Below are 25,604 nucleotides of genomic sequence, written 5' to 3'. Positions count from 1 at the left end.
GCTGCCAAACCTTGGAATTGACAAAAACGCCGGGAAATACTATACTTATCCTAACAAAATGCGTATAGGGGCGCACCGCAGGCGTGTGCCCGGGCGTTCCAACAGAAAAGCCACGGTCGCATCGAGCAGATGGACTTATCTGGCACAAAACCTCTTATGGAACAGGCAGCGGTTTGCAAAAAACACGCTGAGAAATAAATTCTATACGGTGCATCCAACGGAAGCCGATGCGATTTTTCAAGGTGCTTCCCATGCACAGCGCGGCTGTTCCCACAAACGGGGACGGCCTGCGCTGTAATTATTTTGGAGGTCAGAATGGCACAGTCGAAAGAAAATACCAATGTTTCCGCACGCGGCAAGGCCGCAGCAGCAAATCAGAATGCGGGCGCACCTGCCGCGCAGACGGGCGAAAAGCGCCCCCGTACCACCCGCCGTCCATATTATAACCGCCGGCCCCGCCGCCCGCAGCAGCCCAGAGAGGCTGCGGTGCCCATCCACATCTATCCGCTGGGCGGTCTGGGTGAAGTGGGCAAGAATATGACCGTCTACGAGTGCAACGGCGACATGATCATCGTGGACTGCGGTCTGGTGTTCCCGGACAGCGACATGTACGGCGTGGATATGGTCATCCCGGACTTCACCTTTGTGGTGCAGAACAAGGATAAGATCAAGGGCCTGCTCATCACCCACGGCCACGAGGACCACATCGGCAGCATCCCGTATCTGCTGCAGAAATTTGATCTGCCCATCTATGGCACCCGCCTGACCTGCGGCCTGATCCGCAACAAGCTGGAAGAGTTCGGTCTGGCAGGCAAGACCAAGTTCATGGAGATCACCCCCAGACAGAAGATCAGGCTGGGCTGCTTTACCATTGAGCCCATCCATGTGAACCACTCCATCCCGGACGCGGTGGCCTTTGCCATCGACAGCCCGGCGGGCACCATCATCCAGACCGGCGACTTCAAGATCGATTATACCCCGCTGGCCTGCGGTGTCACCGACCTGTCCACACTGGCCGAGTACGGTCAGCGCGGCGTGCTGGCCCTGCTGAGCGATTCCACCAACTCCGAACGCCCGGGCTTTACCGCCACCGAGCAGAAGGTGGCTGCAGGCGTGCGCAATCTGTTCGCCCGTGCCCGCAACAAGCGGATCATCATTGCCACCTTTGCTTCCAACATCTACCGCGTGCAGCAGATCATCGATCTGGCTGTGGAGGATGGCCGCAAGGTGGCCTTCAGCGGCCGCAGCATGGTGAACAACACCGCCATGGCGCAGGAACTGGGCTATATGCACATCCCGGAGGGCACCCTCATCAGCGTGGATGAGCTGAACCAGTATCCCCCGGAGCAGGTAGTGCTCATTACCACCGGCAGTCAGGGCGAACCCCTGAGCGCCCTTTCCCGCATGGCGTCCTGCAGCCACCGTCAGGTGCGGGTGGGCCCCGGTGATTTCATTATCATTTCGGCAAATCCCATCCCCGGCAACGAGAAGAGCGTGACCAAGATCGTCAACGGTCTGCTGCTGCTGGGTGCAGAGGTCATCTACGAGAGCATGTACGATGTGCACGTTTCCGGCCACGCCTGTCAGGAAGAGCAGAAGCTCATGCTCACCCTGACGAAGCCCAAGTATTTCCTGCCGGTGCACGGCGAGTACAAGCAGCTCAAAAAGCATGCCCTCACCGCTGCAAGCCTCGGCATCCCCACCAGCAACATCCTCATTGCGGAGAATGGCTCCAATGTCATCCTCAGTCAGGATGAGATGAAGCTGGGCGAGCCGGTGACGGCCGGTGCCGTCATGGTGGACGGTCTGGGCGTGGGCGATGTGGGAAATGTAGTCCTGCGCGACCGCAAGCACCTGTCCGAGGACGGTCTGGTGATCATCGTGGCCACCGTGGACAGCAAGACCGGCAAAGTGCTGGCCGGCCCCGACCTTGTGAGCCGCGGCTTTGTGTATGTGCGCGAGAACGAGAGCCTGATGGACGGTGCACAGAGCATCGTGGAAAATGCGCTGGACCGCTGCGTGGACGAGCATGTGCGCGACTGGAACAGCGTCAAGACCCGTGTGCGCGAGGCACTGAGCAGCTATATCTATCGGCGCACCAAGCGCAGCCCGATGATCCTCCCCATCCTGATGGAGGTCTGATCCGGGCACGCTGCCGCAAACAATGCGGCGGAAGGCAGGAGATTTGATGAAACAAAAACCAAGATGGACATTGGAGATGCTCACCGCCAGTCTGGCCGTGCTGTGCGGCCTGCTGGTGCTGGTGCTGCTGGTCCAGCGGCCCACGGCATGGCCGGCGCTGCTGGCACTGGTGGTGCTGTGGGGCGTTGTGGTGGTGCTGTTCCGCTGCCAGCTGCGCAAGTGGGTGGCCCGGTGGATGTGCGGCGGCAGCTTTGAAAGCTCCAAACTGCAGTTCAGTCTGGAGCCGCTCTCGCAGCCGGCCGCGCTGCTTTCCGGTGAGACGGTGCTGTGGTACAATGCACAGTTCCGTGCCCGCCTGTTGAACGGGCAGGATGTGCTGGTGAGCCGTGTGCAGAAGGTGATGCCCGGCCTTGACCTGCAGCAGTGCCGCAAGCAGGAGGGCCAGCTGCTGACCCTCGCAGACGGCATGTGGAGCGTGCACAGTTCCACAGTGCCCGGCAATGCCGAGAGCATGACCCTGCTGGTGCTGAACGAGGAGACCGCCCTGCGCAAGGTGGAGGCGGAATACAAGGCCAGCCGTCCGGGATATCTGGTGTTTCTGGTGGACGGCTACGACGATGTGTTCGGTGACATGCTGGACAGCGAGCGCGCCCGCCTGCTGGAAGGCATCAACCGCACGCTGGAGGATATGATCGGCCGGGGCAGCGGCTTTTTACGCCGTGTGGCCAGCGGCCGCTACATCGCCGTGGTGGAAGAGCGCCAGATGGAGCAGTTCGCCAACCGGGGCTACGATGTGCTGGACAAGATCCGTGCGCTGGACCCCAGCGTGAATCTTTCGCTGTCCATCGGCATTGGCCGCGGTGCCAAGACCCTGCGGGAAGCGCAGGATATGGCCGTGCAGGCACTGGATATGGCGCAGGGCCGCGGCGGCGATCAGGCGGCTGAAATGACGCCGGACGGCTTTACCTTTTACGGCGGCGTGAGCCATGGCGTGGAAAAGCGCAGCAAGGTGCGCAGCCGCATCGTGGCCGATCAGTTGGTGAAGCTGATCAAGGAAGCCGACCATGTGGTCATCATGGGCCACCGTATGAGCGATCTGGACGCCATTGGCTCTGCCGAGGGTGTGCTGCGCATCTGTAAGATCTGCGACGTCCCGGCGGTGATCGCAGTGCGGCGGGACGCCACGCTGGCGGGCAGCCTGATCGATGCCCTGTGCAAAGCGGGCCAGCGGGATGATTTCATCGACCCGAAGGATGCCCTGCCCATTATTTCCAAACGCACCCTGTGTATCGTGGTGGATACATATCAGGCAGGTCTTGTGGAGAGCAAGGAGATCCTGGAAAAATGCGGCAGGGTGGCCGTCATCGACCACCACCGCAAGGGCGTGGGCTACATCCAGAATCCGGACCTTGTCTGCCATGAGCCCTATTCCTCCTCGGCCAGCGAGCTGGTCACTGAGCTTTTGCAGTACGTGGGCGAGCGCGACGACAAACCCAACCGGGTGGAAGCCGAGGGCCTGCTCTCCGGTATCATGCTGGATACCCGCGATTTTACCCTGCACACCGGTGTGCGTACCTTTGAAGCCGCCGCTGCTCTGCGCCGCTACGGTGCGGAGACCGAGCGGGTGCGCCAGCTGTTCGACGTGACGATGGTGGAGTACAACGCCAAGGCGGGGCTTGTGGAAAAAGCAAAAATGTACCGGAACTGCGCCATTTCCATCGGCGGTGAGGTGGCCGCGGAGGCTCGTGTGGCCATTGCACAGGCGGCAAACGACCTGCTGACCATTCAGGGCGTGGATGCCAGCTTTGTGGCGGTGCAGGTGGGCACAGGCGTGAACGTCTCGGCCCGCAGTCTGGGCGCTGTGAACGTGCAGGTCATCATGGAGAGTCTGGGCGGCGGCGGACACCAGACCATGGCCGCGGCACAGCTCAAGCACATCACGCCGGAGGCAGCCCGTTCCCGCATCGAGGGCGCCATCGACAAATACTACGCATCGCAGAAAAAGGGCGGTGCTGAGGGAAAATAACCAGAAGAGTGAGGTCCACACCTATGAAACAATACGATTACCTGATTGTCGGCGCCGGCCTTTATGGTGCCGTGTTCGCACAGGAAGCAAAAAAAGCAGGTAAAAAGTGCCTCGTCATTGACAAGCGCGGCCACATTGCAGGCAACATCTACACCGAGCAGGTGGAGGGCATCAACGTCCACCGCTATGGTGCGCACATTTTCCACACCAATAACAAGGCCGTGTGGCAGTATGTGAACCAGTTTGCGGAGTTCAACCGCTACACCAACAGCCCGGTGGCGAACTATCACGGCGAGATCTACAACCTGCCCTTCAACATGAACACCTTCAATAAGATGTGGGGCGTTGTTACCCCCGCCGAGGCCAAGGCCAAGATCGAGGAGCAGAAGGCTGCTGCCGGCATCACCGACCCGCAGAATCTGGAAGAGCAGGCCATCAGCCTTGTGGGAACCGATATCTACGAAAAGCTCATCAAGGGCTACACCGGCAAGCAGTGGGGCCGTCCCTGCACGGAGCTGCCGACCTTTATCATCAAGCGCCTGCCGGTGCGCTTCACCTACGACGACAACTACTTCAACGCACTGTATCAGGGCATCCCCAATGGCGGCTACACTGCCATGGTGGAAAAAATGCTGGACGGCACCGAGGTGCGTCTGGGCGTGGATTATCTGGCTGACCGTGACGCACTGAACGCACTGGCAGAGAAGGTGGTCTACACCGGCCCGGTGGACGCATACTTCGGCTATCGTCTGGGCGCACTGCAGTACCGCAGCGTGCGGTTTGAGACCGAGGTGCTGGATACCGACAACTATCAGGGCAACGCGGTGGTCAACTACACCGACGCCGAGACCCCCTACACCCGCATCATCGAGCATAAGCACTTTGAGTTCGGCACCCAGCCCAAAACGGTCATCAGCCGCGAGTACAGCGCCGAATGGAAAAAGGGCGACGAGCCGTACTATCCCGTCAATGACGAGAAGAACGGTGCCCTGTATGCCGAGTATAAGAAGCTGGCCGATGCGGAGCCGGGCGTCATCTTCGGCGGCCGTCTGGGTGAGTACAAGTATTACGACATGGACAAGGTCATTGAGGTGGCTCTGGACGTGGCTGCAAAGGAACTGGCGTAACCGCTTCCCGGGCAGAATGTGGTCGTGTGGGGCAGGCTTTTTGCCTTTTTGCAAGAAGCATCGCCGCCGGGTATGTTCTCTTTTGTGTGCCAAAAGAGAACCAGAAAGGACGGCGGTGCCCGCAGGGCATGAAAGCCCCAGTGGGGCTTTTAAGCCGCAGACCGATTTGCGCAGCAAATGCCGCATGTTCAGCGCGGCAAGGTCTCCGCTACTTTCGAGGCGCGGGAGGCGGCGGGTTACGGCTCCCTGCGTCTGCTTCGTGCCTTGCGCGGCACTCGCATCCTGCAGGCCGCTGCCCCAACAGCTCCTCCCTGTTTCGGCCGCAGGCCGACAGCAGCATATGCCGTTTGCCGTTACGACCCCTCCCGTGAAAAAGTAAATCAGAAAAATCCGCAGATTTTTCTGATTTACAAATTAAAAATAAAATTCCCGCTGAATATGGCCAGAGCGGAGCGGCGGCCATTTTAAATGGTCAGGCGCTTCCTCTTGCTCAAAAGCGGCAAATGCGCTATACTATAAACACAACAACTGCACCGGTTTTCCGGTGAGAAGTGAGGGATACTATCATGAAAGTGATTCTCAAGCAGGATATCAAGGGCATTGGCAAGAAGGATGAGATCCATGAGGTCTCCGACGGCTACGCCCGCAACTATCTGTTCCCGCGCAAGCTGGCCGCTGTGGCAGATGCCAGCGCTGTGAACGTTGCCCGCAGCAAGGAAGCTGCAGCCGACTTCCATGAGGCTGAGACCGTGGCCGCTGCCAAGGCTCTGGCTGCAAAGATCGAGGGCAAGACCGTGACCATCAAGGCCAAGGGCGGTGCATCCGGCCGTCTGCACGGCAAAGTCACCGGCAAGGAGGTTGCCGATGCTCTGGCTGTGCTGGCAGGCGCTCCCATCGATAAAAAGAAGATCGAGCTGGAAACCAAGGACATCAAGGACGCCGGTGTGTTCAACGGCAAGGTCCGCCTGCACGTTGGTGTGGTTGCTTCCTTCAAGATCCAGGTGGAAGTGGAACAGGCCTGATTTTTCTGCCATCTGCGCCCCCTCACAGCAGGGGGCGCTTTTTGGCTTTTCAGCAAAAACGCAAAAGGATAAATGACCATGCCGAATGAACGACGTTATTCCAATGAACTGAATCTGGAAAGTGTGGGCATCAACCTGCCCTATAACATGCAGGCAGAGCAGAGCGTGCTGGGCGCGGTGCTGCTCAAACCAGAGACCCTCACCGATCTGGTGGAGATCATCCGGCCGGAGATGTTCTATACCCGGCAGAACGCGCAGATCTATTCGGAGATGCTGCGCCTGTTCACCGCCGACCAGACCATCGACTTTGTTACCCTGCTGGACGCGGTGATCTCGGACGGCGTGTTCCCCAGTGCCGACGAAGCAAAGGTTTACCTGACCGGCCTTGCCGAGACGGTGCCCAGCATCTCCAATGTGAAGGCCTACGCCCAGATCGTGCAGGAAAAGTATCTGGTGCGCCAGCTGATGGGGGTGGCAAAGGACATCCTGCAGGATGCCGGAGATGAGCCGGACGCCGACCTGCTGCTGGAAAACGCGGAACAGCGCATTTATGAGATCCGCTCTGGCCGCGATTCCAGCGCACTGACACCGCTTTCCTCCAGCATGGTGGAGACCCTGACCAACCTGCAGAAGATCAGCGGCCCGGATGCGGATAAATACAAGGGCATCCCCACCGGGTTCCGCCTGCTGGATACGGTGCTCACCGGCCTTGGCCGCGGCGACCTCATCATCCTTGCGGCCCGCCCCGGTATGGGCAAGACCAGCTTTGCGCTGAACATCGCCACCCGCGTGGCCATGCAGCAAAAGGTCCCGGTGGCGATCTTCAGTCTGGAAATGACCAAGGAACAGCTGACCAACCGTATCCTTTCTGCTGAGGCCGGCATCGACAGTCAGGCCTTCCGCACCGGCGCCCTGCGTGCCGAGGACTGGGAGTATCTGGCTCTTGCCACCGAAAAGCTGCACGATGCACCCATCTATATGGACGATACCTCCGGCATCACCATCACCGAGATGAAGGCAAAGATCCGCCGGGTGAATCAGGACCCCACCCGCCCGAACGTGGGCCTCATCGTCATCGACTATCTGCAGCTGATGACCACCGGCCAGCGCAGCGAGAACCGCGTGCAGGAGATCAGCTCCATTACCCGAAACCTCAAGATCATGGCGAAGGAGATGAATGTGCCCATCATCGCGCTTTCCCAGCTGTCCCGTGCGGTGGAAAAACAGGGCAACAACTCCAGCCACCGGCCCCAGCTTTCCGACCTGCGTGATTCCGGCTCCATTGAGCAGGACGCCGACTGCGTTCTGTTTCTGTACCGCGATTCCTACTATGCCAGCCAGAACCCGGACGGCGCGGAGGTGGACGCCGATACCGCCGAGTGCATCGTGGCAAAGAACCGTCACGGCGAGACCAGCACGGTGCCGCTGGGCTGGGATGGTGCCCACACCCGCTTTATGGATGTGGATTTCAAACGCTGATGGAAAACGAAACGATCCTTGCCCGGGTGCGGGAATACTGTCTGCGGGAAGCACTGCTGACCCCGGGTGCCCCGCTGCATGAGCTGCATTTGGCAGCGGCAGTGTCCGGCGGGGCAGACAGCATGGCACTGCTGCGTATCCTGCTGGCCCTGCAGCCGGAGTTCGGATTTGAGCTTTCTGCCTGTCATGTGAACCATGGCCTGCGGGGTGAGAGCGCCCACCGGGACGAAGCTTTTGTGCGTGCCGAATGCGCCCGTCTGGGCGTGCCGCTGCGGGTGTTCCATGTGGAAGAGTTTGGCCCTGTGCCGGAACATGCCGGGGAGGACTGGGCCCGCCGCCTGCGCTACGCCTGCTTTGCGCGTTTGTGCAGGGAGGGGATAGACGCCGTTGCAACAGCCCATACTGCAAATGATCAGGCGGAGACCCTGCTGCTGCGTCTGGCCCGGGGTACGGGGATGCACGGCGCAGCAGGCATCCGGCCCAGACGCGGGCCTTATCTGCGGCCGCTGCTGCCCCTTACCCGGCAGGATACCGAAAGCTTCTGCCGTGCAGCCGGGCAGCGCTGGGTGACGGACGAGACGAACGAGACCGATGCCTATGCCCGCAACCGGGTGCGCCGTGCGGCATTGCCTGCACTGCAGAGCACCAACGGCGCAGCGGTGGAAAACCTTGCCCGCTTCTGCGAAAAAGCGGCCCGGGCGGATGACTACTTTGCCCGGAAAGCGCAGGAACTGCTTTCCGCTGCGCGTCTGGATGGGACTCAGGCCGGCATCAGGGCCCCGGACGCCTGCAGGGTGTGGCGACTGGGCCCGCTTTCCGCTGCGGATGCGCCTGTTCTGGAAGCGGCCATGCATTCGCTGACGGCTCCCCTGCGGGACGCAGAGGAAAAATATGTGCAGCTGCTGTGCGCCCTTGTGCGGCGCGGCAGCGGCGCGGTGCAGCTGACCGGCCGGGTGCGCTTTTGTGCAGGGAAGGGCTTTTTCTGGCAGGAAGAGGTTCCGGAGCTGCCGCAGAGGCAGACCACGCCGCAGCCCGAAAGCTGGCCTTTTGTGCCGGAAAAACAGGCAGAATACGGCTTTGCAGGCGGCTGGAAGGTGACTGCGGAGCTTTTTACGGCTGATTTTGAAGAAAAAATACAAGTCGTTCATAAAAAAGACTTAAAAAATCAGGCGGATTATGCTAGAATAACTACGTTGTATGCTGGTCTTGTTCTGCGCACCCGCCAGCCGGGGGATGTCTACCGCCCGGCGGGACGAAGTGTGCACAACCGGCTGCGCAAGTGGATGAACGAAGCGGGCATCCCCGCGCAGATGCGTGACCAGCTGCCGCTGCTGGCGGCGGGCAGCGAGGTGCTCTGGGTCTGCGGTGCAGGCTTTGCAGAGGGCCTTGCCCCGGACGAGGACACTGCACAGGTGCTGCAGATGGAAATGGAACATAGGGAGGAACTATCATGAGCATGCATGATGATATCAAGAACGTTCTGGTCAGTGAAGAAGAGCTGAAGGCAAAGGTGGCTGAGCTGGGTGCACAGATCAGCAGGGACTACGAGGGCAAAAACCTTGTTCTGGTGTCCATCCTCAAGGGTTCGGTGGTGTTTATGGCCGACCTGATGCGTGCGGTGAGCATTCCGTGCAGCATCGATTTTATGGTGGTGTCCAGCTACGGCGGCAGCAACACCGTTACCAGCGGCCTTGTAAAGATCATCAAGGATCTGGACGGCGATCTGTCCGGTAAGGATGTGCTGATCGTGGAGGATATTCTGGATACCGGCGTCACCCTCTCGAACCTTGTGCCCATGCTCAAGATGCGCAACCCCAACTCGGTGAAGATCTGCACCATTCTGGACAAGCCCAGCCGCCGCAAGGCCGATATCCAGCCCGACTACGAGGGCTTCCAGGTACCGGACGAGTTCGTGGTGGGCTACGGTCTGGACTACGATGAAAAGTACCGCAACCTGCCTTATGTGGGTGTGCTCAAGCCCGAAGTCTACGAGAAGTGATTTCTCACACTATAATTCATCCAAGAACTGGAGTTGATTTTTTTGCAATCCAAGAGACCCCGTTTCAATCCGCTGATCCTGGCGCTGGCGCTGGCGGCGGTGCTGATGGTCTGGTCGGTGCTGGGCGGCACCGGCTCTGCCAGCAGCTCTTCCATGGAGTATTCCACGGTGGTGCATTACTTTGAAAGCCTGCAGGTCACGCAGTTCTCGCTGGACCTGAACACCGGCGTCATCACCATGGACATCAAGGAAGGCGGCAAAAATAACCTGCCCCTGCCGGATACCACGGCCCCGAGCACCACACAGGCTACCGGCGGTCTGCTGAGCGGGATGCTGTCCTCTTCGGACAGCGCTGCATCCGCTGCGCAGAAGAACAGCGACGGCACTGTGACGGTGCGCTACAAACTGCCCTATGCCTCCATGTTCGTCAAGTATGTGGGCGACTACATTGCTGCCTATGACGAAGCAAACCCGGATGCTCCCATGGTGTACGATTATACCCCTGTCAAGGAAAGCATCCCATGGATGGAGATCCTGTTCTATCTGGCAATGCTGGGCTGCACCGGCTTTTTGCTCTTCTCCATGATGCGCGGCGGCGCTGGCGGCGGCGGGATCATGAACGTCGGCAAGGCCAAGGTGAAGGATGAGCACGAGAACAAAAAGACGGCTACCTTTGCCGATGTTGCCGGTGAGGACGAGGAAAAGGAAGAGCTGAAAGAGGTCGTGGAGTTCCTCAAGAGCCCTGAAAAGTTCAACACTCTGGGTGCCCGCATTCCCCACGGCGTTCTGCTGGTAGGCCCTCCGGGCACCGGTAAGACCCTGCTGGCCCGTGCCTGCGCCGGTGAGGCCGGTGTGCCGTTCTATTCCATTTCCGGCTCTGACTTTGTGGAAATGTACGTCGGCGTGGGTGCATCCCGCGTGCGTGACCTGTTCGATAAGGCCAAGAAGTCCATGCCCTGCATCATCTTCATTGATGAGATCGATGCTGTGGGCCGTCAGCGTGGTGCCGGCTTAGGCGGCGGCCACGATGAACGCGAGCAGACCCTGAACCAGCTGCTGGTGGAAATGGACGGCTTTGAGGCCAACGACGGTATCATCGTCATGGCGGCCACCAACCGCGCCGACATTCTGGATAAGGCCCTGCTGCGTCCGGGCCGCTTTGACCGTCAGGTCTACGTGGGCCTGCCGGATGTCAAGGGCCGTGAGGAGATCCTCAAGGTCCACACCAAAAAGAAGCCGCTGGCCCCGGATGTCTCTCTCAGGGTCATTGCACAGCGCACCGCAGGCTTTGCGGGCGCAGATCTTGAGAACCTTGTCAACGAAGCGGCCCTGCTGGCTGCACGCCGCAACCGCAAGGCCATTACCATGGAGGATATCGAGGAAGCTTCCATGAAGGTCATGGCCGGCCCCGAAAAGAAGAGCCGCGTTGTGACCCCCGAGGAAAAGAAGCTGACTGCTTACCATGAGGCAGGCCACGCGGTGGCGGGCTTCTACTGCAAGCATCATCCCCGTGTGCACGAAATCACCATTATCCCCCGCGGTCAGGCAGGCGGCTACACGATGTATCTGCCCGAGAAAGACCGCAGCTATGTGACCAAGGGCGAAATGTTCGAGGATATCGTTTCCAGTCTGGGCGGCCGCGTGGCCGAACAGCTGATTTTGGAGGATATCTCCACCGGTGCCTCCAATGATCTGCAGCAGGCTACCAACATTGCCCGCCAGATGATCACCAAGTACGGCTTCTCGGAGCGGCTCGGCCCTGTGGTGTACGGCACCTCTCAGGAGGAGACCTTCTTGGGCCGCGATCTGGGTCAGGGCAAGGGCTACAGCGAGACCACTGCTGCCGAGATCGACGGCGAGATGCGGGATATCATCGACGAAGCCTACGAGACCTGCCGCCGCACCCTGACCGAGCACATCGATCAGTTGCACGCGCTGGCAAAGGCTCTGATGGAACGCGAAAAACTCAACGAGCAGGAGTTCAACACCATCATGGCGGGCGGCACCCTGCCCCCGCGTGAAGGGGATGAGCCGGAGCAGACCGTGCAGGCTGCACCGGCCGAGACCGCAGAGCAGGCGCAGCCTGCAGAAGCTGCGGAGCCTGCCGAACAGGCCGAAACGGCCCAGCCGCTGCCGGAGACCGCTGCACCGGAAACGCCGGATGCACAGGACCCGCAGAACTGATTTGATCCAAATGGAAAGGAGCGAGTGTCGTGGAGGAAAATTTTAACCCGGTCGCACGGACCCGCGCAAACTATTACACCCCCGGCAGTCCGGTGCAGTTCGTCTGCGTGGAGCTGCTCAAGGGGGATGTCAGCGGTGAGCACGCGGTCTGCCTGACCTTCAAGAACATTTCCAAGGTGACGTTGACTGCGCTGGAGATCCACTTCAAGTGCAAGGGCGTAGACGGTGTGATCCTGTGCGAAGACCGGTTCGAATACCGCGATCTGGAAGTGAAGCCCGGCGAAATGTTTGGCATGGATGATGCCGTGTTCGTTACCTCCAAGGCGATCACCAGCGTGGATGTTTCGCTGTGCAATGTGTACAACGGCAAGCGGGTGGTGCATCTGGATGCCATCAAGCGTGTGCGCCTGCCTGCCCCCAAGCGTCTGTCTGCGGAGCTGGAAAAGGCGCTGGAGGTCCGCATGAACCGCCCGGAGCTGAAGTATCAGCCTCAGGTGTTTGAAAACGGTTGGTACTGCGCCTGCGGTGCGTTCCATCCCAAGGAAGAAGACACCGTTTACTGCTCGGAGTGCGGCTGTGACCGCATCCTGCTGCAGAACGCGCTGAACACCCTGCTGCAGCCGGAACAGCCTGCCCAGACCGAGCCGGAGCTGGAAACTCCTCTGGCGCCGCAGCCGGAACAGGAAGAGCCGACCCGTATCATGGGAGCCGCCCCTGTGCAGCCGGCACAGGAGGAGCCCACCCGCATCATGGGCGCACCGCGCCGCCCGCAGCCGCAGGAGCCTGCTGCAGAGCCGACCCGTATGCTGGATGACGGAATGCGGGAACAGTTCCCGGACAGGGCAGCGCGTGCACAGGCAGAGGAAGGCACCCGTGTGATGCCTGCCGCCTCCCGCCGTGCACAGCCGGCGGCCCAGCAGACGGAGCCTGATTATGAGGACAATGAGGAGTACGAGGACGAGCGCGACAGCGTGGCAGAAACGCTGATCCGCTGGGTGCCGCCCATCACTGCCGTCATCTGCGCGGCTGTGGCGCTGTGCGGCTTCGTGTACTATCAGTTCGTACTGTAAACACAAACAGCAGCGGAGAGGGCTGATCTGCCTTCTCCGCTTTTTGTATATCAGAAGGGAGAACCCGACCATGCCGGAAGAAGCCTTACAGGCCGCTTTTGAGATCAAGACCGCCTGCGATGAGATCAGCCGCCGCCTGCTGCGCTGGCACTGGGAGCACAAGCCCGGCTCCAACAGTCTGGGCGCATTGCTTGACCATATTGCCCAGCGCCAGCAGGAAAGCCCGGACTACTATGACCGGATGCCGGATCTTTCCGGCAAGAGCAGCTGGCAGCAGCTGGACACCACCATCTGTATGCGTGTGCTGCTGGATCCGGAAAAGGATGCGGAAAAGCCTCTGGATCTGCTGGGAAACACCAGCAGCCCGGGTGCAGCCCGCCGCGCCTGCAACACCGTGCGAACGGCCCGCAACGAAGCAGCCCACGCCACCGACCAGACTGACGCGGCGCAGGCAGCGATCCTGTTCAACGAAGCCATCGAATGTCTGGAGGATGCCTATGCGGGCACGGCTTTCCGGGAAAACGAGCTGGCCCGCTATTACCGTCAGGCAGAGGAGTTTTTGTCCCGCTGCGGGGCAAAGGAGCCTGTTGCATCCAGCCGTGCACCGGCTGAAGAAAAGCCTGCTGCCCGCAGTACATCCCGCCAGAGCACAAGGCAGTCCCAGAGCCGCAAAACGGGCAGCAGCCGCTCTTCCGGCAAGAGAACGGCAGCGCACAGCAATTCCGGCCGCGGCAGCTCTGCAAAGAACCGCAAAAATACAAATTGTAAAAAGAAACGGAAAAATTCCGGCAATCAGACAGTCATGATCGTGCTGCTGGCGGCGCTGGTGCTGGGGCTGCTGGTGCGTGCCTGGAGCATGGGTGCAGTGTGACCTGTCTGCTTTGAGAAAATGGTCGCTTTTCGCCGGGAGAAAAGGCCGTCTTTTGTGCACGGTCAATAAAAAAACAAATCGTATACCGGGATAAACCGGAAAAAGCACATCTTGCAGGACGGGTGAAAGCGGTTTATAATAAGCATGAAAACGTTTACACACAACAATGCACCTCAAAAGAGGGAAGTACCGCGAATATGACCATCAGTGATATTGCAAGAATGGCTGGCGTGTCCAGTGCAGCTGTCAGCCGTTACCTGAACGGCGGGCCTCTGAGCGAGCAGAAGCGCGCCATCATCCGGGAGGTCGTGGAGAAGACCGGCTACCGCCCCGATACGACCGCTCAGACTCTGCGCACCGGCAAAGTGAATCAGATCGGTGTGATCGCCCCCAGCATCGGCTCCCAGTCGGTCGGGCAGCTCACCGCCGGGATCGCCAGTGAGCTGGATGCCAGAAACTATCTGCTGCTGCTGGGAAACACCGAGCTGGACGCCCAGCGGGAGCTGGGCTATCTGACTGCCATGCAGCGCAACCACGTGGCGGGCATTATCCTGCTGGGCAGCTACTATACCCCTCAGCTGGCACAGGCGCTGAAAAACTGCAGTGTACCGGTGGTGGTCACAGGCCAGCGTTTTCCGGAGGTGGCCTGCGTGTACAACGACGACCATGCCGCCGCCCGGGAGCTGACCCAGCGGATGCTGGAGCATGGCCGCAGAAGGATCGTTTACATTGGCGGCTCCGAACGGGACGATGCCACCGGCATCCAGCGCCGGGAAGGCGTGCAGGATGCCTTGAGGGACGCAGGGCTGGATGGCGACCAGCTGCCCCGCATCTGTTGCAATGCATTCACCGTGGAAGAGGGGCAGCGCTGTATGCAGGAGCTGCTGACCCGCTGCCCGTTTCTGGATGGTGTGGTCTGCGTGACCGATACGGTGGCCTTTGGCGCCATGCATGCGCTCAAGCAGGCAGGACGGCAGATCGGACGGGATGTGGGCCTTGCCGGCATTGGCGACAGCTGGGCGGGCAGTGTGACCGACCCGGGTCTGGCTACGGTGCGGTTTTATCAGAAGCAGGTGGGGCAGGAAGCCGCCCGGATCCTGCTGCAGATGCTGGAAGAGAAGGAACATGGCGGCCCGGTGCGTCAGGTGACGCTGGGGTATCAGGTAGTGGAGCGCGGTTCTCTGTAAACAGAGGGTAAGGATGATATGGATCACAGATTGATTTTTCTGGATATTGACGGTACCTTGCTGCCGCCGGGGGATATGCTGATCCCGGAAAGCACACTGGCCGCACTGGACTGCGCCAAAGCAAACGGGCACAAGCTGTTTTTGTGCACCGGCCGCAACCACCGCATGACCGAGCCGCTGCTGCGCCACAGCTGCTTTGCGGGCGCGGTATGCAGTGCAGGCGGTTATGTGCTGTGCGATGGCAAGACTCTGGTGGATATCCCCATGGAGCCGCAGCAGGCCGAAGGCGTGCGCGCGGCGCTGGAACGCCATGGCGTGGAGTGCACGCTGGAAGCCCGGGATGCCACTTTTGGCGGTGTCAAAATGACCCAAAGGTGGAGTTTTATCCACCAAAAGAAGGGCGCACCGCTGAACAGCGAAGCAGAGCGCTGGCGCAAAGCCATGGAAGATGGCATGTCCATGCTGCCGCTGTCCGATTACAAAGGGGAACCGCTGTATAAGATCGTATTCATTGCCGACCATGAAAGCGACCTTGCCGAGGCAAAGCGCCTCTATGCGGATCAGTTCGTGTTCTGCGAAAGCAAGCTGGACAGCCTGACCGATGGCTTTGTGAATGGTGAGCTCATCAACCGAAAATTTGATAAGGGCACCGGTATCAAGGCCATCTGTGACCATCTGGGCTGTACGCTGGCAGATACCATTGGCTTTGGCGACAGCGATAATGATCTGCAGATGACCGATGTGGCGGGCATCAGCGTGTGTATGGCCAATGGCTCTGAAACACTGAAAAAGCGCTGTGACCGCATTGCGCCCTCGGTATATGAGGACGGCATTGCAAAGGAGTTCAAGGCGCTTGGCCTGATCTGAACAAAAACAACAAAGGCTGCGGCAGGGATAAGACCCGGGCCGCAGCCTTTTTTCTGCCGCATCGCCGGAGCACAATAAAATAATTTTACAAACCGGAAAAATGTGGTAGAATAAAACAAAGTGCCGGAGTGCCATCCGGCAAAAAAGGAGGAATTATCATGTGTTCCGTTCTGGAAGTATGTGTGGACAGCACCGCCAGTGCGCTGGCGGCAAAGCGCGGCGGTGCCGACCGGCTGGAACTGTGTGCCGACCTCATTGTTGGCGGTACAACGCCCAGCCTGACGCTGGTGCAGCAGGTCAAGGCAGAGACCGGCCTGCCGGTGCGGGCGCTGCTGCGGCCCCGCTTTGGCGATTTCTGCTATGACAGCTATGAGCTTGCCCAGATGGAACAGCTGGCTGCAGAGCTGGTGGAAGCCGGGGCAGACGGTATCGTGACCGGTGTGCTGACCCCGGAGGGTGCGCTGGATGCAGGAGCCATGCAGCCCATCTATGCGGCGGCACGCAAGGCAGCAGAGAAGGCGGGCCGTCCGGTGGCGTGTACCCTGCACCGCGCTTTTGACGTCTGCGCGGACCCCTTTGCTGCGCTGGAAACAGCCCGGGAGATGGGCCTTTGTACCATCCTCACCAGCGGACAGGCGGCCAGCGCACCGCAGGGCGCTGCACTGCTACGGCAGCTGACAGAGCGTGCAGGGAAGGATGTGGAGATTCTAGCAGGTGCCGGGGTCTCGGCACAGAACATCCCGGTGCTGGCCGCGCAAACCGGTGTGCGGGCATTTCACCTTTCCGGCAAACAGGTGCTGCAAAGCCGCATGACCTTCCGGCGCGAGGGCGTGCCCATGGGCCTGCCCGGCTTTTCGGAGTTTGAGGTGTGGCAGACCAGCGAAGCAAACATCCGTGCTGCACGGCAGGCATTGGATAACCTTTAAAAACGAATAAAACGAAAGCGCTCTCCCAACGGAAATCCGGTGGGAGAGCGCTTTTTTATGATGATGAATTTGAAGGGTGAAGATAGCTTAGTAATGCAGCTCGTCGCCAGTCAGTGCTTCCAGCACCGGCAGCATGGCAGCGGCTTCGGCCTTGGCAGCGGGCAGGTCCATGTCGCGGTAGTTGCCGCACTCCACTTCGCTGGCACCGGGCACTGCGCCCTCAAAGCCGGCCATGAAGCGGAAGGACTCCACCGTTAACTCCAGTGCCTGAGCGGGGGTCAGGCCGCGGGTGAGCAGGTAGAAGCCGGTGCGGCAGCCCATGGGGCCAACGTAGATCACGCTGTCTTTAAAGGCGCTGTTGCGCGCATAGGTGGCAAACAGATGCTCCAGCGTGTGGGCGGCACCGGTGGTCAGGTAGTCGCCGTGATTGGGCTTTTTCATGCGGATGTCCCAGGTGAGAACATCGCCGTCCTGACGGCTCAGATACATGCCGCGGTCCAGCTTGGTATGGTCAACACAGAAGCTTGCAATGCGTTCCATGAGTTTTTCTCCTTTGGCTTATGCCTGCAGGCGCTGCACGCTGCCGTGCGCGCAGTCCACAGCGACCATCAGGCCGTCACGGATGTGGCTGGTGGCACCGGCAGCACCCACGACGGTGGGCTTGAGCAGGGCCTTGCCGGCAATGGCGGCATGGCTGTTCAGGCCCGGCTCTTCCACCACCAGAGCGGCGGCGTCGCGCACATAGCTCAGCATTTCGTTGCTGGTAGCGGGGACCACCAGCACCATGCCGGGCTTGAACTTTGCACGCACCTCTTCCAGAGTGCGGCAGACGCAGGCCTTGCCGGTAGCGCTGGTCACATCGGCATTCTCGCGGCCAACGCCCACGCCGGTAGCCAGACAGTTGCCCACCATGTGGATCTTGATCATGTTGGTGGTGCCGGACACGCCCACGGGCACGCCTGCGGTCACGACTGCCAGCTCACCGTTGTGCAGGTAGCCGTTTTCCTTGGCCAGAGAGGTGGACATTTCGATCAGCTCATCGGTGCTGTGTGCCAGAGGCATCATCAGCGGGGTGATGCCCCAGCTCAGGGCCAGCTGACGCTGTACCTGTTCCTTCATCACGCAGGCGATAATGGGCTGCTCCGGGCGGTACTTGCTCAGCAGACGGGCGGTGTTGCCGGACTCGGAAACGGTGACGATGGCTGCGGCGTTCACGTCCTTGGCGGTCAGGCAGGCAGCGTGTGCAGTTGCATCGCTCACGCTGATCTTGCCGGTGTTCTCGGTGAGGGGAACAAAGCGGGCGTGGTTCTCCTGCTCGGTGCGCTCAGCAATGGCAGACATGGTCTTGAGAGCATCCACCGGATAAGCACCGGCAGCAGTCTCGCCGGAAAGCATGATGGCAGAGGTGCCGTCGTAGATGGCATTTGCCACGTCGGAGATCTCGGCACGGGTGGGGCGGGGGTTCACGATCATGCTGTCCAGCATCTGGGTAGCGGTGACGATGGGCTTGCCAAAGGAGAAGGAGCGCTCGATAATGTTCTTCTGGATGCCGGGCAGCTCGGTAAAGTCGATCTCAACGCCCAGATCGCCGCGGGCCACCATGACGGCATCGGCAGCAGCCAGAATGCTGTCGATGTTGTTCACGCCCTCACGGTTCTCGATCTTGGCAATGATGCGGATGTCGGAATCGTACTCGTTGAGCAGGTTGCGGATGTCGTACACATCCTGCGCAGTGCGCACGAAGGAAGCAGCGATGAAGTCGAAGCCCTGCTGTGCGCCGAAGATGATGTCATCGCGGTCGCGCTGGCTCATATACGGCATGGACAGGTGCACGCCGGGTACATTGACGCCCTTCTTGTTCTTGATCTTGCCGTTGTTCAGCACCTTGCAGACGATGTCCGTATCGTTCACAGTGATGATCTGCAGCTTGATCAGGCCGTCGTCCAGCATGATGGTGCCGCCGGGCTGCACGTCCTGCGGCAGATCCTTATAGGTAATGGAGCAGATCTCCTTGGTGCCCTCCACATCCCGGGTGGTCAGGGTGAAGGTCTGGCCTGCTTCCAGCATTTCGGTGCCGTTCTTGAAGTCCTTCAGGCGGATCTCGGGGCCCTTGGTGTCCAGCAGGGCAGCGACCGGCTTGCCCAGCTCTTCACGGATGGCCTTCAGCTTTTCAAAGCGGCCCAGATGCTCCTCGTGAGAGCCGTGGGAAAAATTAAAACGGGCAACATTCATGCCGTTGGCGACCAGCTCGCGCAGAACGCCTTCCTGATCGGTGGACGGGCCCAGAGTGCAGATGATCTTTGTTTTTCTCATATACTTTTACTACCTCCAACTACTACTTCACATTCTCTATTTTGCGGCAGGCTGTCCGCTGTCATACAGACAGCTGCGCGCGGCCAACGGGAAAAATCCCGTGCTGTGGTACAAAAGCGGAAAAATCCTGTGGTTCAAAACTTTTCCACCTATTATTATATCTGCTGGGATACAATAGAGCAAGGGAAATTTTGCGCTGTGGCTGAATTTTTTAGGTGGTCAAGAAATCTTTGCCGCAGAATGACGTATTTGCGCTTAAAAACGAAAAAACGCCCGGTCGATTCGTGAACAAAATGACGAACATTTTGGTGAAAATGACGGATATTTGCAGGAGGGCGAAAAAGCTTGCATCCGGTGCGGGATTTGCTTATAATGATAAGTAAAGATAGTATCACTTATCCGGGGCATGCTCCGGAGGAAATGGAGAAAAAACGATATGGAGAAGCGTGTTTTTCTGATCGTCCTTGACAGCTTTGGGATCGGTGCAGAGCCGGATGCCGCCGCCTTTGGCGACGAGGGCACCAACACCCTGGGCGCCATTGCAAAGCATCCCAACTTCAACTGCCCCAACCTGCGCAGACTGGGCATGTTCAACATCGATGGCGTCACGGCAGGCGAAAAGACCGATGCACCCATTGGCTCCTTTGCCCGCCTGCAGGAGCAGAGCATGGGCAAGGATACCACCATTGGTCACTGGGAGATCGCCGGTGTGGTAAGCCCCAAACCGCTGCCCACCTTTCCGGAGGGCTTCCCGGAGGCGCTCATCCACGAGTTTGAGGAAAAGACCGGCCACAAGGTGCTGTGCAACAAGCCCTATTCCGGTACGCAGGTGCTGAAGGATTACGGCGAGCAGGCCATGAAAGAAAACGCCCTTATCGTCTACACCAGTGCCGACAGCGTATTTCAGGTGGCTGCCAACGAAGAGCTGGTGCCGGTGCATGAGCTTTACCGTTACTGCGAGATCGCCCGCGAAATGCTCAAGGGCGAGTACGGTGTGGGCCGCGTGATCGCACGCCCCTTCCTGGGCCATACTGCCGACACCTTCTACCGCACCACCAACCGCCACGATCTGAGCCTGAAGCCGCCCCGCGCCACCATGCTGGATCTGCTGAAGGACGCGGGCAGGGATGTCATCGCCGTGGGCAAGATCTTCGATATCTTTGACGGCGAGGGCGTGACCGAGAAGATCAAGACCACCGGCAATACCAACGGCATCGCCTTCACCAAGGCACTGCAGACCCGCGACTTTGAGGGCCTTGCCTTTGTAAATCTGGTGGACTTCGATATGCTCTACGGCCATCGCCGTGATGTGGCGGGCTATGCCGCCGCTGCTACGGAGTTCGACAGGTTCGTGGCAGACTTCATCCCCGGGATGCGGGAGGGCGATCTCCTGATGGTGACGGCTGACCACGGCTGCGACCCGTCCTATACCAAGACCACCGACCACACCCGCGAGTATGTGCCGTACCTGATCTGCGGCAAGGGAGTGAAGCCCGGCGTTGACCTTGGCACTCGTCTGTGCTTTGGCACCATTGCCCGGACCATCTGCGAGTATCTGGATGTGGATGCTTCCAGTCTGGATGGCAAGAGCGTCTGGAACGAGATCAAAGCGTAATGATTTTATAAAATGAGAAAGCCGCCTGCATTGGTTCAAGATGCAGGCGGCATTTTTATGCAGTTCAGCGGCACGGCCTTTCTGGTGAAAAAGCAAAACAGGAAACGATCGCAGTCGTTTCCTGTTTTGCAAATAAAATAATATTTCCGCTATAGAGTCCGGAGCTTGCGCAGAGGAGATTTCAAATCGTCAGGCCGCGTCGTTCTGCTGAGATGCAGCATCCTGAATGGCACCCCAGATGGAGGAAGCCGCATTGTAGATGGACGATGCAGCCTGTTCCACCTCTTCCTGCGTGGGCAGGGAGATAGACGGGGCTTCGGCAGGTGTGTCCCCGCCGGTCTCGCCCTCAGCGGGAGCTTCCGGCTCCGGCGTCTGGGTGTCGGCAGGCTGCTCTGCATCTGCAGGCTGGTCGGCCGGGACGGTCTCTTCCGGCACGCTCTCGGCGGGCACTTCCTCGGGAACGCTCTCGGCAGGCACCTCCGAAACGGCGGCGTTCGGGTCGGTGGTGGGGGTGAACACCTCGGTCTTTTCCGGCTTCTGGGTGGTGTCGGCAACGGTGCCCTCACCGCCCAGCACGGACGCGAGCATTTCCCTGGCCTTGCTTACAGAAGAATCGTCCGGCTTCATGACGTAGAGCTTCTGTCCCTTGGCAGAGTAGCACTTGGTGCTGCTGGAGCTTGTGCCGGTGACGGTATAGCTTTCAATATCCCACTCGGCAAAGTCGCTCAGCTGCATCCGCACCAGCGCACTGATCTGATCCTGTGAAAAGCTGGTCACAAAGCAGTCAGAGGCGGCATCCATGATCTTGGAAAAGCCCATCAGCAGGGCAGGGGACTTGATCTTGTTCAGCATGGCATCGATCACCTTCATCTGGTTGATGCCGCGCTGGATATCGCCGGACGCAAAGGCGTGGCGTTCGCGGGCAAAGGCCAGTGCGGACTTACCGTCCAGATGGTTCCAGCCTTCCACAAAGGTGGTGGGGTCGTAGTATCCGGGGCTGCCCACCGAGGTGAACGCCTGATCGGAGTAGACATCCACGCCGCCCAGCGCATCGATGATGCTGATGAAGCCTGCAAAGTTGATGCGGATGTAATGATCCACGTTGACGCCGTACAAATTGCCCAGCGTTTCCATGCTGGTCTCCACGCCGTACAGACCGGCATGGGTCAGCTTGTCCTTGCTGCTGGTACCGGCAAGGTCTACGTAATAGTCGCGGGGCGTATTGACGAGGGCCACCCGCTTGGTGACGGGGTTCACGGCAGCAAGGATGTTCACGTCGCTGCGGGCATTTTCCGTCAGCTCGCCGCGGGTATCCACACCGCTGAGGTAGATCACAAAGGGCTCTTTGGTGATCTTGTTGGCCTCGGCACCGGTGAGCAGGCCGGAGGTCATGCTGCCCAGAGCGGAAAGGCCCTGCTGGGCCCAGAAGCAGCCCAGCGCCATGGCGGCGCACAGGAATACCGAGAACACCCGGGCCACCTTGCCGGGAACGTTGTACTCCTGACAGCGCTTTACCAGCAGCCACAGCAGCGCCAGCAGCGCGGCCAGAATGACCAGATACAGAACCGGAAGCATCTGGGTGCGCCACAGCTGCACCAGAGCCAGAACACTTAAAAGGCCTTGTAAGATCAGCAAAATATTCCCCCATTTGGAAGGTACTGCTACAGCTCCGTCCACGGGCGGATGCGCCTGCGGCGGTACCGGTGCATCGTGATGCTTGTGCGTGGGCTTCTGGGCAGAAGGACGCTTGGGCGGCGGGGTCTGCGGCGGTTCCGGAGGAGTCTCGGAAAAGAACGCCGAGCTGTCCACCTCGATGGGCGCAGTATCATCGGAGCCTTCCTTGCGGCTGATGTGCCGCAGAGAACGGCGGTCTTCGTGGGAACGATCGTTTTCATCCATCATTCAAAACCACTCCTTTTTGTCAGGAAACAGGTACAATGGTCAGCACTGCACGGGCGGGAAGGCAGGTGGCGGTCTGATCCTCGTTGGAAAGCCAGCCAAAGCCTTCACAGATGTGATCCGGGCAGGGCGAATCCACAAACCGGGCTGCACCGTCCTTGATCTGAATGTGGACGGTATAGTAACCGGTATCCACATCATAGGTCTCATCCACGTCCAGCGGCAGGTTCATGGTGGTGTTGTTGTCGCCGTAGATCAGCTCGGCCCGCAGTCCGGAGCCGGAAGCGTGCACGCGGCGTACCACCAGCAGCACAGCGGCAATGGCCAGAATGACCACGGCAAACAGAAGATTGGTAAGCAGCTTTTTGTTTTTCATGCGTTAATCCTTGATCTGTAATTGTTCCAGCTCAGCCAGCCACAGTGCGGCACAGGCATCGCTGGGCATCCGCCAGTCGCCGCGGGGCGAAAGGGTCACGCTGCCCACCTTGGGGCCGTCGGGCAGGCAGCTGCGCTTGAACTGCTGGGCAAAGAACCGCCAGTAGAAGTTGCGCAGCCACTTGTACAGCACACTGTCCGGGTACTCCGGACGGCCTGCGAATGCAGCCTTTGCCAGCCGGAAGATCTTGGCCGGGCCAAAGCCGAAGCGCAGCACCTGATACAGGTAGAAATCGTGCAGCTCATAGGGACCCACAAGGTCCTCGGTCTTCTGCGCGATCTCGCCGTCCTTGGCGGGCAGCAGCTCCGGGGAGACGGGCGTATCCAGAATATCCAGCAGCACCGTGCGCAGAGCATCAGTGGCGGCAATGTCGGCTTCGTAGCGCACAAGGTGGCGCACCAGCGTTTTGGGCACACCGGCGTTGACGCCGTACATGCTCATGTGGTCGCCGTTGTAGGTGGCCCAGCCCAGCGCCAGCTCCGAAAGGTCGCCGGTGCCCACCACGAGACCGCCGGTGCGGTTGGCGGTGTCCATCAGCTCCAGCGTGCGCACGCGGGCCTGTCCGTTTTCAAAGGTGACGTCCAGCACGCTCTCATCCTGACCGATGTCCGCAAAATGGCTGCGCACCGTGTTGGCGATATCGATCTCCTTAAAGGAGACCTGCAGCTCATCGCACAGGATCTCTGCATTGCTGCGGGTGCGCTTCGTGGTGCCGAAGCAGGGCATGGTCACAGCTAGAACATCCCGGGCGGGGCGGCCCAGCTGCTTCATGGCACGCACGGCCACCAGCAGCGCAAGACAGCTGTCCAACCCGCCGGAAATGCCGATGACCGCCGTTTTGGCGTGGGCATGATCCAGCCGCTTGGCAAGGCCGTCCGCCTGCATCTTCAAAATAAGCTCACAGCGTTCAGCGCGGCGCTTGGGATCGCCGGGCACAAAGGGCGCGGGATCGATCCAGCGGGTCAGCACGGTCTCCACCGGCTCCAGATCGAACTCCACGGTCTGGTAGCCCTCACCGGCCGGCTCAAAGCTGGTGTTGCGGGCACGCTCGGCTTCCATGCGCTGGCAGTCGATCTCGGTCTCGGCACAGCCGCCGTCAAAGGGGGCGTTCTCAGAGAGGACGGTGCCGTTCTCGGCAATGAGGTCATGTCCGGCAAACACCATGTCCTGCGTGCTCTCACCGTGCCCGGCGGAAGCATAAAGGTAGCCGCACAGCAGGCGGGCAGACTGGTTGGACACCAGCGCCCGGCGGTATTCGGCCTTGCCGACGGTCTCATCGCTGGCGGAAAGGTTTGCGATCACGGTCGCACCGGCCAGCGCATGGAAGGTGGAGGGCGGCAAGGCGCTCCACAGATCCTCGCAGATCTCCACACCCAGCACAAAGCTGGGCATCTGGCGGCAGCGGAACAGCAGGGAGGTGCCAAAGGGCACCTGCTGACCGCACACCTCCGTCAGCTCCACCTCGGTGCTGCCCGGGGTGAACTGGCGCTTTTCGTAGAACTCGCCATAGTTGGGCAGATAGGTCTTGGGCACAAGGCCCAGGATCCTGCCATGGCACAGCACGGCGGCGCAGTTGTACAGCTTGCCGTGCACCAGCAGCGGCAGGCCGACCAGAGCCACCACGTCCAGCTCCTGCGTTTCAGCCAGCAGGGCGCTCAAAGCGTCCAGCGCGCCGGTCTGCAGAGTACGCTGCAGAAACAGGTCGCCGCAGGTATAGCCGGTCAGGCAGAACTCGGGGAACACGGCCAGCTTCACGCCGCGGGCTGCGGCTTTGCGCAGAGCCTCGGTGATCTGCCGGACGTTATAGGCGCAGTCGGCCACCCGCAGTGCGGGAGAAAGGGCGGCTGCTTTCAAAAAACCATCTTTCATCGGAGGTTTTCACATCCTGTCTTTCTTAGTTGACTGCAATTTCCTGCAGTGCACATAGTATACCACAAACAGACCCAAACGGGAAGTAAAAGAACAATGACAAAAACAAAACAGCATCGCCCGCTCCCGACGGAGAAAGCGGGAAGGACAAAAAATAAAAAATCCCACACAAAAATGTGCGGGAAGCAAAGACTGAGAAATGGAAAACGAGATAGACCGTAAGCCGGGTTCTGTATTAAACGACGATCTGTCTAGACCTGCCATTGCTGACAGGTTCGTGCCGCCTTCGGGACACGCGAGCAGCGCTGTACGTCCCATATAGGCGTTGCTTCCGGTAGGGTTTACAAAGCCGCATGGTCACCCATGCGCTGGTGAGCTCTTACCTCGCCGTTTCATCCTTACCGCATTGCTGCGGCGGTTTGTTTTCTGTTGCACTTTCCCTAAGGTCACCCTCGGCTGCCGTTAGCAGTTACCGTGCTCTGTGAGGCCCGGACTTTCCTCAGAGCGGTCAAAGCCGCCCCGCCGCCGTATGTTCCACTCGTTTTCCGCTCCTCATGATACCATAAAAAAGC

General features: G+C 59.8%; 19 protein-coding genes and 1 other RNA gene. 14 read left to right on the top strand and 6 right to left on the bottom strand.

What is annotated here, in order from left to right; all coding sequences use genetic code 11:
- Window positions 1–315: 315 nt before the first annotated feature.
- From ACNSPV_RS12385 to ACNSPV_RS12325, 13 genes are all read left to right on the top strand, one after another.
- On the top strand, window positions 316–2,142 hold the full coding sequence (locus ACNSPV_RS12385) for a ribonuclease J (RefSeq protein WP_348583168.1): 1,827 nt from the start codon (window positions 316–318) through the stop codon (window positions 2,140–2,142).
- A 46-nt stretch (window positions 2,143–2,188) separates the two neighbouring features.
- Window positions 2,189–4,168 carry a DHH family phosphoesterase gene (locus ACNSPV_RS12380; protein WP_249236993.1) on the top strand — a complete coding sequence of 660 codons (1,980 nt, stop codon included), beginning with the start codon at window positions 2,189–2,191 and terminating at the stop codon, window positions 4,166–4,168.
- A gap of 23 nt (window positions 4,169–4,191) precedes the next feature.
- Entirely contained in the window at window positions 4,192–5,295 is a 1,104-nt protein-coding gene (gene glf, locus ACNSPV_RS12375; RefSeq protein WP_348583170.1) for a UDP-galactopyranose mutase, read from the top strand.
- A 566-nt stretch (window positions 5,296–5,861) separates the two neighbouring features.
- A complete protein-coding gene (gene rplI / locus ACNSPV_RS12370) occupies window positions 5,862–6,317 on the top strand; it encodes a 50S ribosomal protein L9 (RefSeq protein ID WP_249236991.1) in 456 nt (151 codons plus the stop codon).
- 78 nt (window positions 6,318–6,395) lie between these two features.
- On the top strand, window positions 6,396–7,796 hold the full coding sequence (gene dnaB, locus ACNSPV_RS12365) for a replicative DNA helicase (RefSeq protein ID WP_339395263.1): 1,401 nt from the start codon (window positions 6,396–6,398) through the stop codon (window positions 7,794–7,796).
- The gene (tilS, locus tag ACNSPV_RS12360; protein WP_348583171.1) at window positions 7,796–9,250 is read left to right on the top strand and encodes a tRNA lysidine(34) synthetase TilS; all 1,455 of its coding nucleotides are present in this window, start codon (window positions 7,796–7,798) and stop codon (window positions 9,248–9,250) included. Before dnaB ends, tilS begins: the two co-directional genes overlap by 1 nt.
- Window positions 9,247–9,795 (top strand): hypoxanthine phosphoribosyltransferase, encoded by a 549-nt coding sequence (hpt, locus tag ACNSPV_RS12355; protein WP_249236988.1) that lies wholly within the window; start codon window positions 9,247–9,249, stop codon window positions 9,793–9,795. Before tilS ends, hpt begins: the two co-directional genes overlap by 4 nt.
- 33 nt (window positions 9,796–9,828) lie before the next feature.
- On the top strand, window positions 9,829–11,979 hold the full coding sequence (ftsH, locus tag ACNSPV_RS12350; RefSeq protein ID WP_348583172.1) for an ATP-dependent zinc metalloprotease FtsH: 2,151 nt from the start codon (window positions 9,829–9,831) through the stop codon (window positions 11,977–11,979).
- A gap of 29 nt (window positions 11,980–12,008) precedes the next feature.
- Window positions 12,009–13,049 carry a hypothetical protein gene (locus tag ACNSPV_RS12345; protein WP_348583174.1) on the top strand — a complete coding sequence of 347 codons (1,041 nt, stop codon included), beginning with the start codon at window positions 12,009–12,011 and terminating at the stop codon, window positions 13,047–13,049.
- A 70-nt stretch (window positions 13,050–13,119) separates the two neighbouring features.
- Window positions 13,120–13,920, top strand: coding sequence for a hypothetical protein (locus ACNSPV_RS12340; RefSeq protein WP_348583175.1), 801 nt, complete (start codon window positions 13,120–13,122; stop codon window positions 13,918–13,920).
- 197 nt (window positions 13,921–14,117) lie between these two features.
- Window positions 14,118–15,107: a LacI family DNA-binding transcriptional regulator gene (locus ACNSPV_RS12335; protein WP_348583176.1), complete on the top strand. Its 990-nt coding sequence runs from the start codon at window positions 14,118–14,120 to the stop codon at window positions 15,105–15,107.
- Between the two features lie 18 nt (window positions 15,108–15,125).
- Window positions 15,126–15,974: an HAD family hydrolase gene (locus ACNSPV_RS12330; protein ID WP_348583177.1), complete on the top strand. Its 849-nt coding sequence runs from the start codon at window positions 15,126–15,128 to the stop codon at window positions 15,972–15,974.
- 158 nt (window positions 15,975–16,132) lie between these two features.
- A complete protein-coding gene (locus ACNSPV_RS12325; RefSeq protein ID WP_348583179.1) occupies window positions 16,133–16,900 on the top strand; it encodes a copper homeostasis protein CutC in 768 nt (255 codons plus the stop codon).
- Between the two features lie 87 nt (window positions 16,901–16,987).
- Here the strand turns inward: ACNSPV_RS12325 and ACNSPV_RS12320 are convergent, their stop codons facing one another.
- Together ACNSPV_RS12320 and pyk are read right to left on the bottom strand one after the other, a co-directional pair.
- Window positions 16,988–17,440 carry an S-ribosylhomocysteine lyase gene (locus ACNSPV_RS12320; protein WP_348583180.1) on the bottom strand — a complete coding sequence of 151 codons (453 nt, stop codon included), beginning with the start codon at window positions 17,438–17,440 and terminating at the stop codon, window positions 16,988–16,990.
- Between the two features lie 18 nt (window positions 17,441–17,458).
- On the bottom strand, window positions 17,459–19,213 hold the full coding sequence (gene pyk / locus ACNSPV_RS12315; protein WP_339395176.1) for a pyruvate kinase: 1,755 nt from the start codon (window positions 19,211–19,213) through the stop codon (window positions 17,459–17,461).
- 436 nt (window positions 19,214–19,649) lie between these two features.
- On the opposite strand from pyk, the gene ACNSPV_RS12310 reads away from it, so the two are divergent.
- On the top strand, window positions 19,650–20,828 hold the full coding sequence (locus tag ACNSPV_RS12310; protein ID WP_339395175.1) for a phosphopentomutase: 1,179 nt from the start codon (window positions 19,650–19,652) through the stop codon (window positions 20,826–20,828).
- A gap of 189 nt (window positions 20,829–21,017) precedes the next feature.
- Here the strand turns inward: ACNSPV_RS12310 and ACNSPV_RS12305 are convergent, their stop codons facing one another.
- From ACNSPV_RS12305 to rnpB, 4 genes are all read right to left on the bottom strand, one after another.
- The gene (locus tag ACNSPV_RS12305; RefSeq protein ID WP_348583182.1) at window positions 21,018–22,730 is read right to left on the bottom strand and encodes an LCP family protein; all 1,713 of its coding nucleotides are present in this window, start codon (window positions 22,728–22,730) and stop codon (window positions 21,018–21,020) included.
- 19 nt (window positions 22,731–22,749) lie between these two features.
- Window positions 22,750–23,103, bottom strand: a complete 354-nt coding sequence (locus ACNSPV_RS12300) for a NusG domain II-containing protein (protein WP_005940047.1) — start codon at window positions 23,101–23,103, stop codon at window positions 22,750–22,752.
- 3 nt (window positions 23,104–23,106) lie between these two features.
- Window positions 23,107–25,032: an NAD(+) synthase gene (locus ACNSPV_RS12295; RefSeq protein WP_348583183.1), complete on the bottom strand. Its 1,926-nt coding sequence runs from the start codon at window positions 25,030–25,032 to the stop codon at window positions 23,107–23,109.
- 203 nt (window positions 25,033–25,235) lie between these two features.
- An RNA gene (gene rnpB / locus ACNSPV_RS12290) (RNase P RNA component class A) lies at window positions 25,236–25,573 on the bottom strand.
- Between the last annotated feature and the right edge of the window lie 31 nt (window positions 25,574–25,604).

The organism is Faecalibacterium sp. 3 (assembly GCF_048323735.1).
Taxonomy (GTDB): domain Bacteria; phylum Bacillota; class Clostridia; order Oscillospirales; family Ruminococcaceae; genus Faecalibacterium; species Faecalibacterium wellingii.
The sequence above is the reverse complement of the archived record's forward strand: the minus strand, read 5'-3'. Positions and strand labels throughout refer to the sequence as shown.

Coding starts and splice junctions, on each gene's coding strand:
- hpt (WP_249236988.1), top strand. CDS start 9,247: ATGAGCATGCATGATGATATCAAGAACGTTCTGGTCAGTGAAGAAGAG.
- ACNSPV_RS12385 (WP_348583168.1), top strand. CDS start 316: ATGGCACAGTCGAAAGAAAATACCAATGTTTCCGCACGCGGCAAGGCC.
- ACNSPV_RS12310 (WP_339395175.1), top strand. CDS start 19,650: ATGGAGAAGCGTGTTTTTCTGATCGTCCTTGACAGCTTTGGGATCGGT.
- ACNSPV_RS12380 (WP_249236993.1), top strand. CDS start 2,189: ATGAAACAAAAACCAAGATGGACATTGGAGATGCTCACCGCCAGTCTG.
- ACNSPV_RS12335 (WP_348583176.1), top strand. CDS start 14,118: ATGACCATCAGTGATATTGCAAGAATGGCTGGCGTGTCCAGTGCAGCT.
- dnaB (WP_339395263.1), top strand. CDS start 6,396: ATGCCGAATGAACGACGTTATTCCAATGAACTGAATCTGGAAAGTGTG.
- glf (WP_348583170.1), top strand. CDS start 4,192: ATGAAACAATACGATTACCTGATTGTCGGCGCCGGCCTTTATGGTGCC.
- rplI (WP_249236991.1), top strand. CDS start 5,862: ATGAAAGTGATTCTCAAGCAGGATATCAAGGGCATTGGCAAGAAGGAT.
- ACNSPV_RS12295 (WP_348583183.1), bottom strand. CDS start 25,032: ATGAAAGATGGTTTTTTGAAAGCAGCCGCCCTTTCTCCCGCACTGCGG.
- ACNSPV_RS12340 (WP_348583175.1), top strand. CDS start 13,120: ATGCCGGAAGAAGCCTTACAGGCCGCTTTTGAGATCAAGACCGCCTGC.
- ACNSPV_RS12305 (WP_348583182.1), bottom strand. CDS start 22,730: ATGATGGATGAAAACGATCGTTCCCACGAAGACCGCCGTTCTCTGCGG.
- ACNSPV_RS12320 (WP_348583180.1), bottom strand. CDS start 17,440: ATGGAACGCATTGCAAGCTTCTGTGTTGACCATACCAAGCTGGACCGC.
- pyk (WP_339395176.1), bottom strand. CDS start 19,213: ATGAGAAAAACAAAGATCATCTGCACTCTGGGCCCGTCCACCGATCAG.
- ACNSPV_RS12330 (WP_348583177.1), top strand. CDS start 15,126: ATGGATCACAGATTGATTTTTCTGGATATTGACGGTACCTTGCTGCCG.
- ACNSPV_RS12300 (WP_005940047.1), bottom strand. CDS start 23,103: ATGAAAAACAAAAAGCTGCTTACCAATCTTCTGTTTGCCGTGGTCATT.
- ACNSPV_RS12325 (WP_348583179.1), top strand. CDS start 16,133: ATGTGTTCCGTTCTGGAAGTATGTGTGGACAGCACCGCCAGTGCGCTG.
- tilS (WP_348583171.1), top strand. CDS start 7,796: ATGGAAAACGAAACGATCCTTGCCCGGGTGCGGGAATACTGTCTGCGG.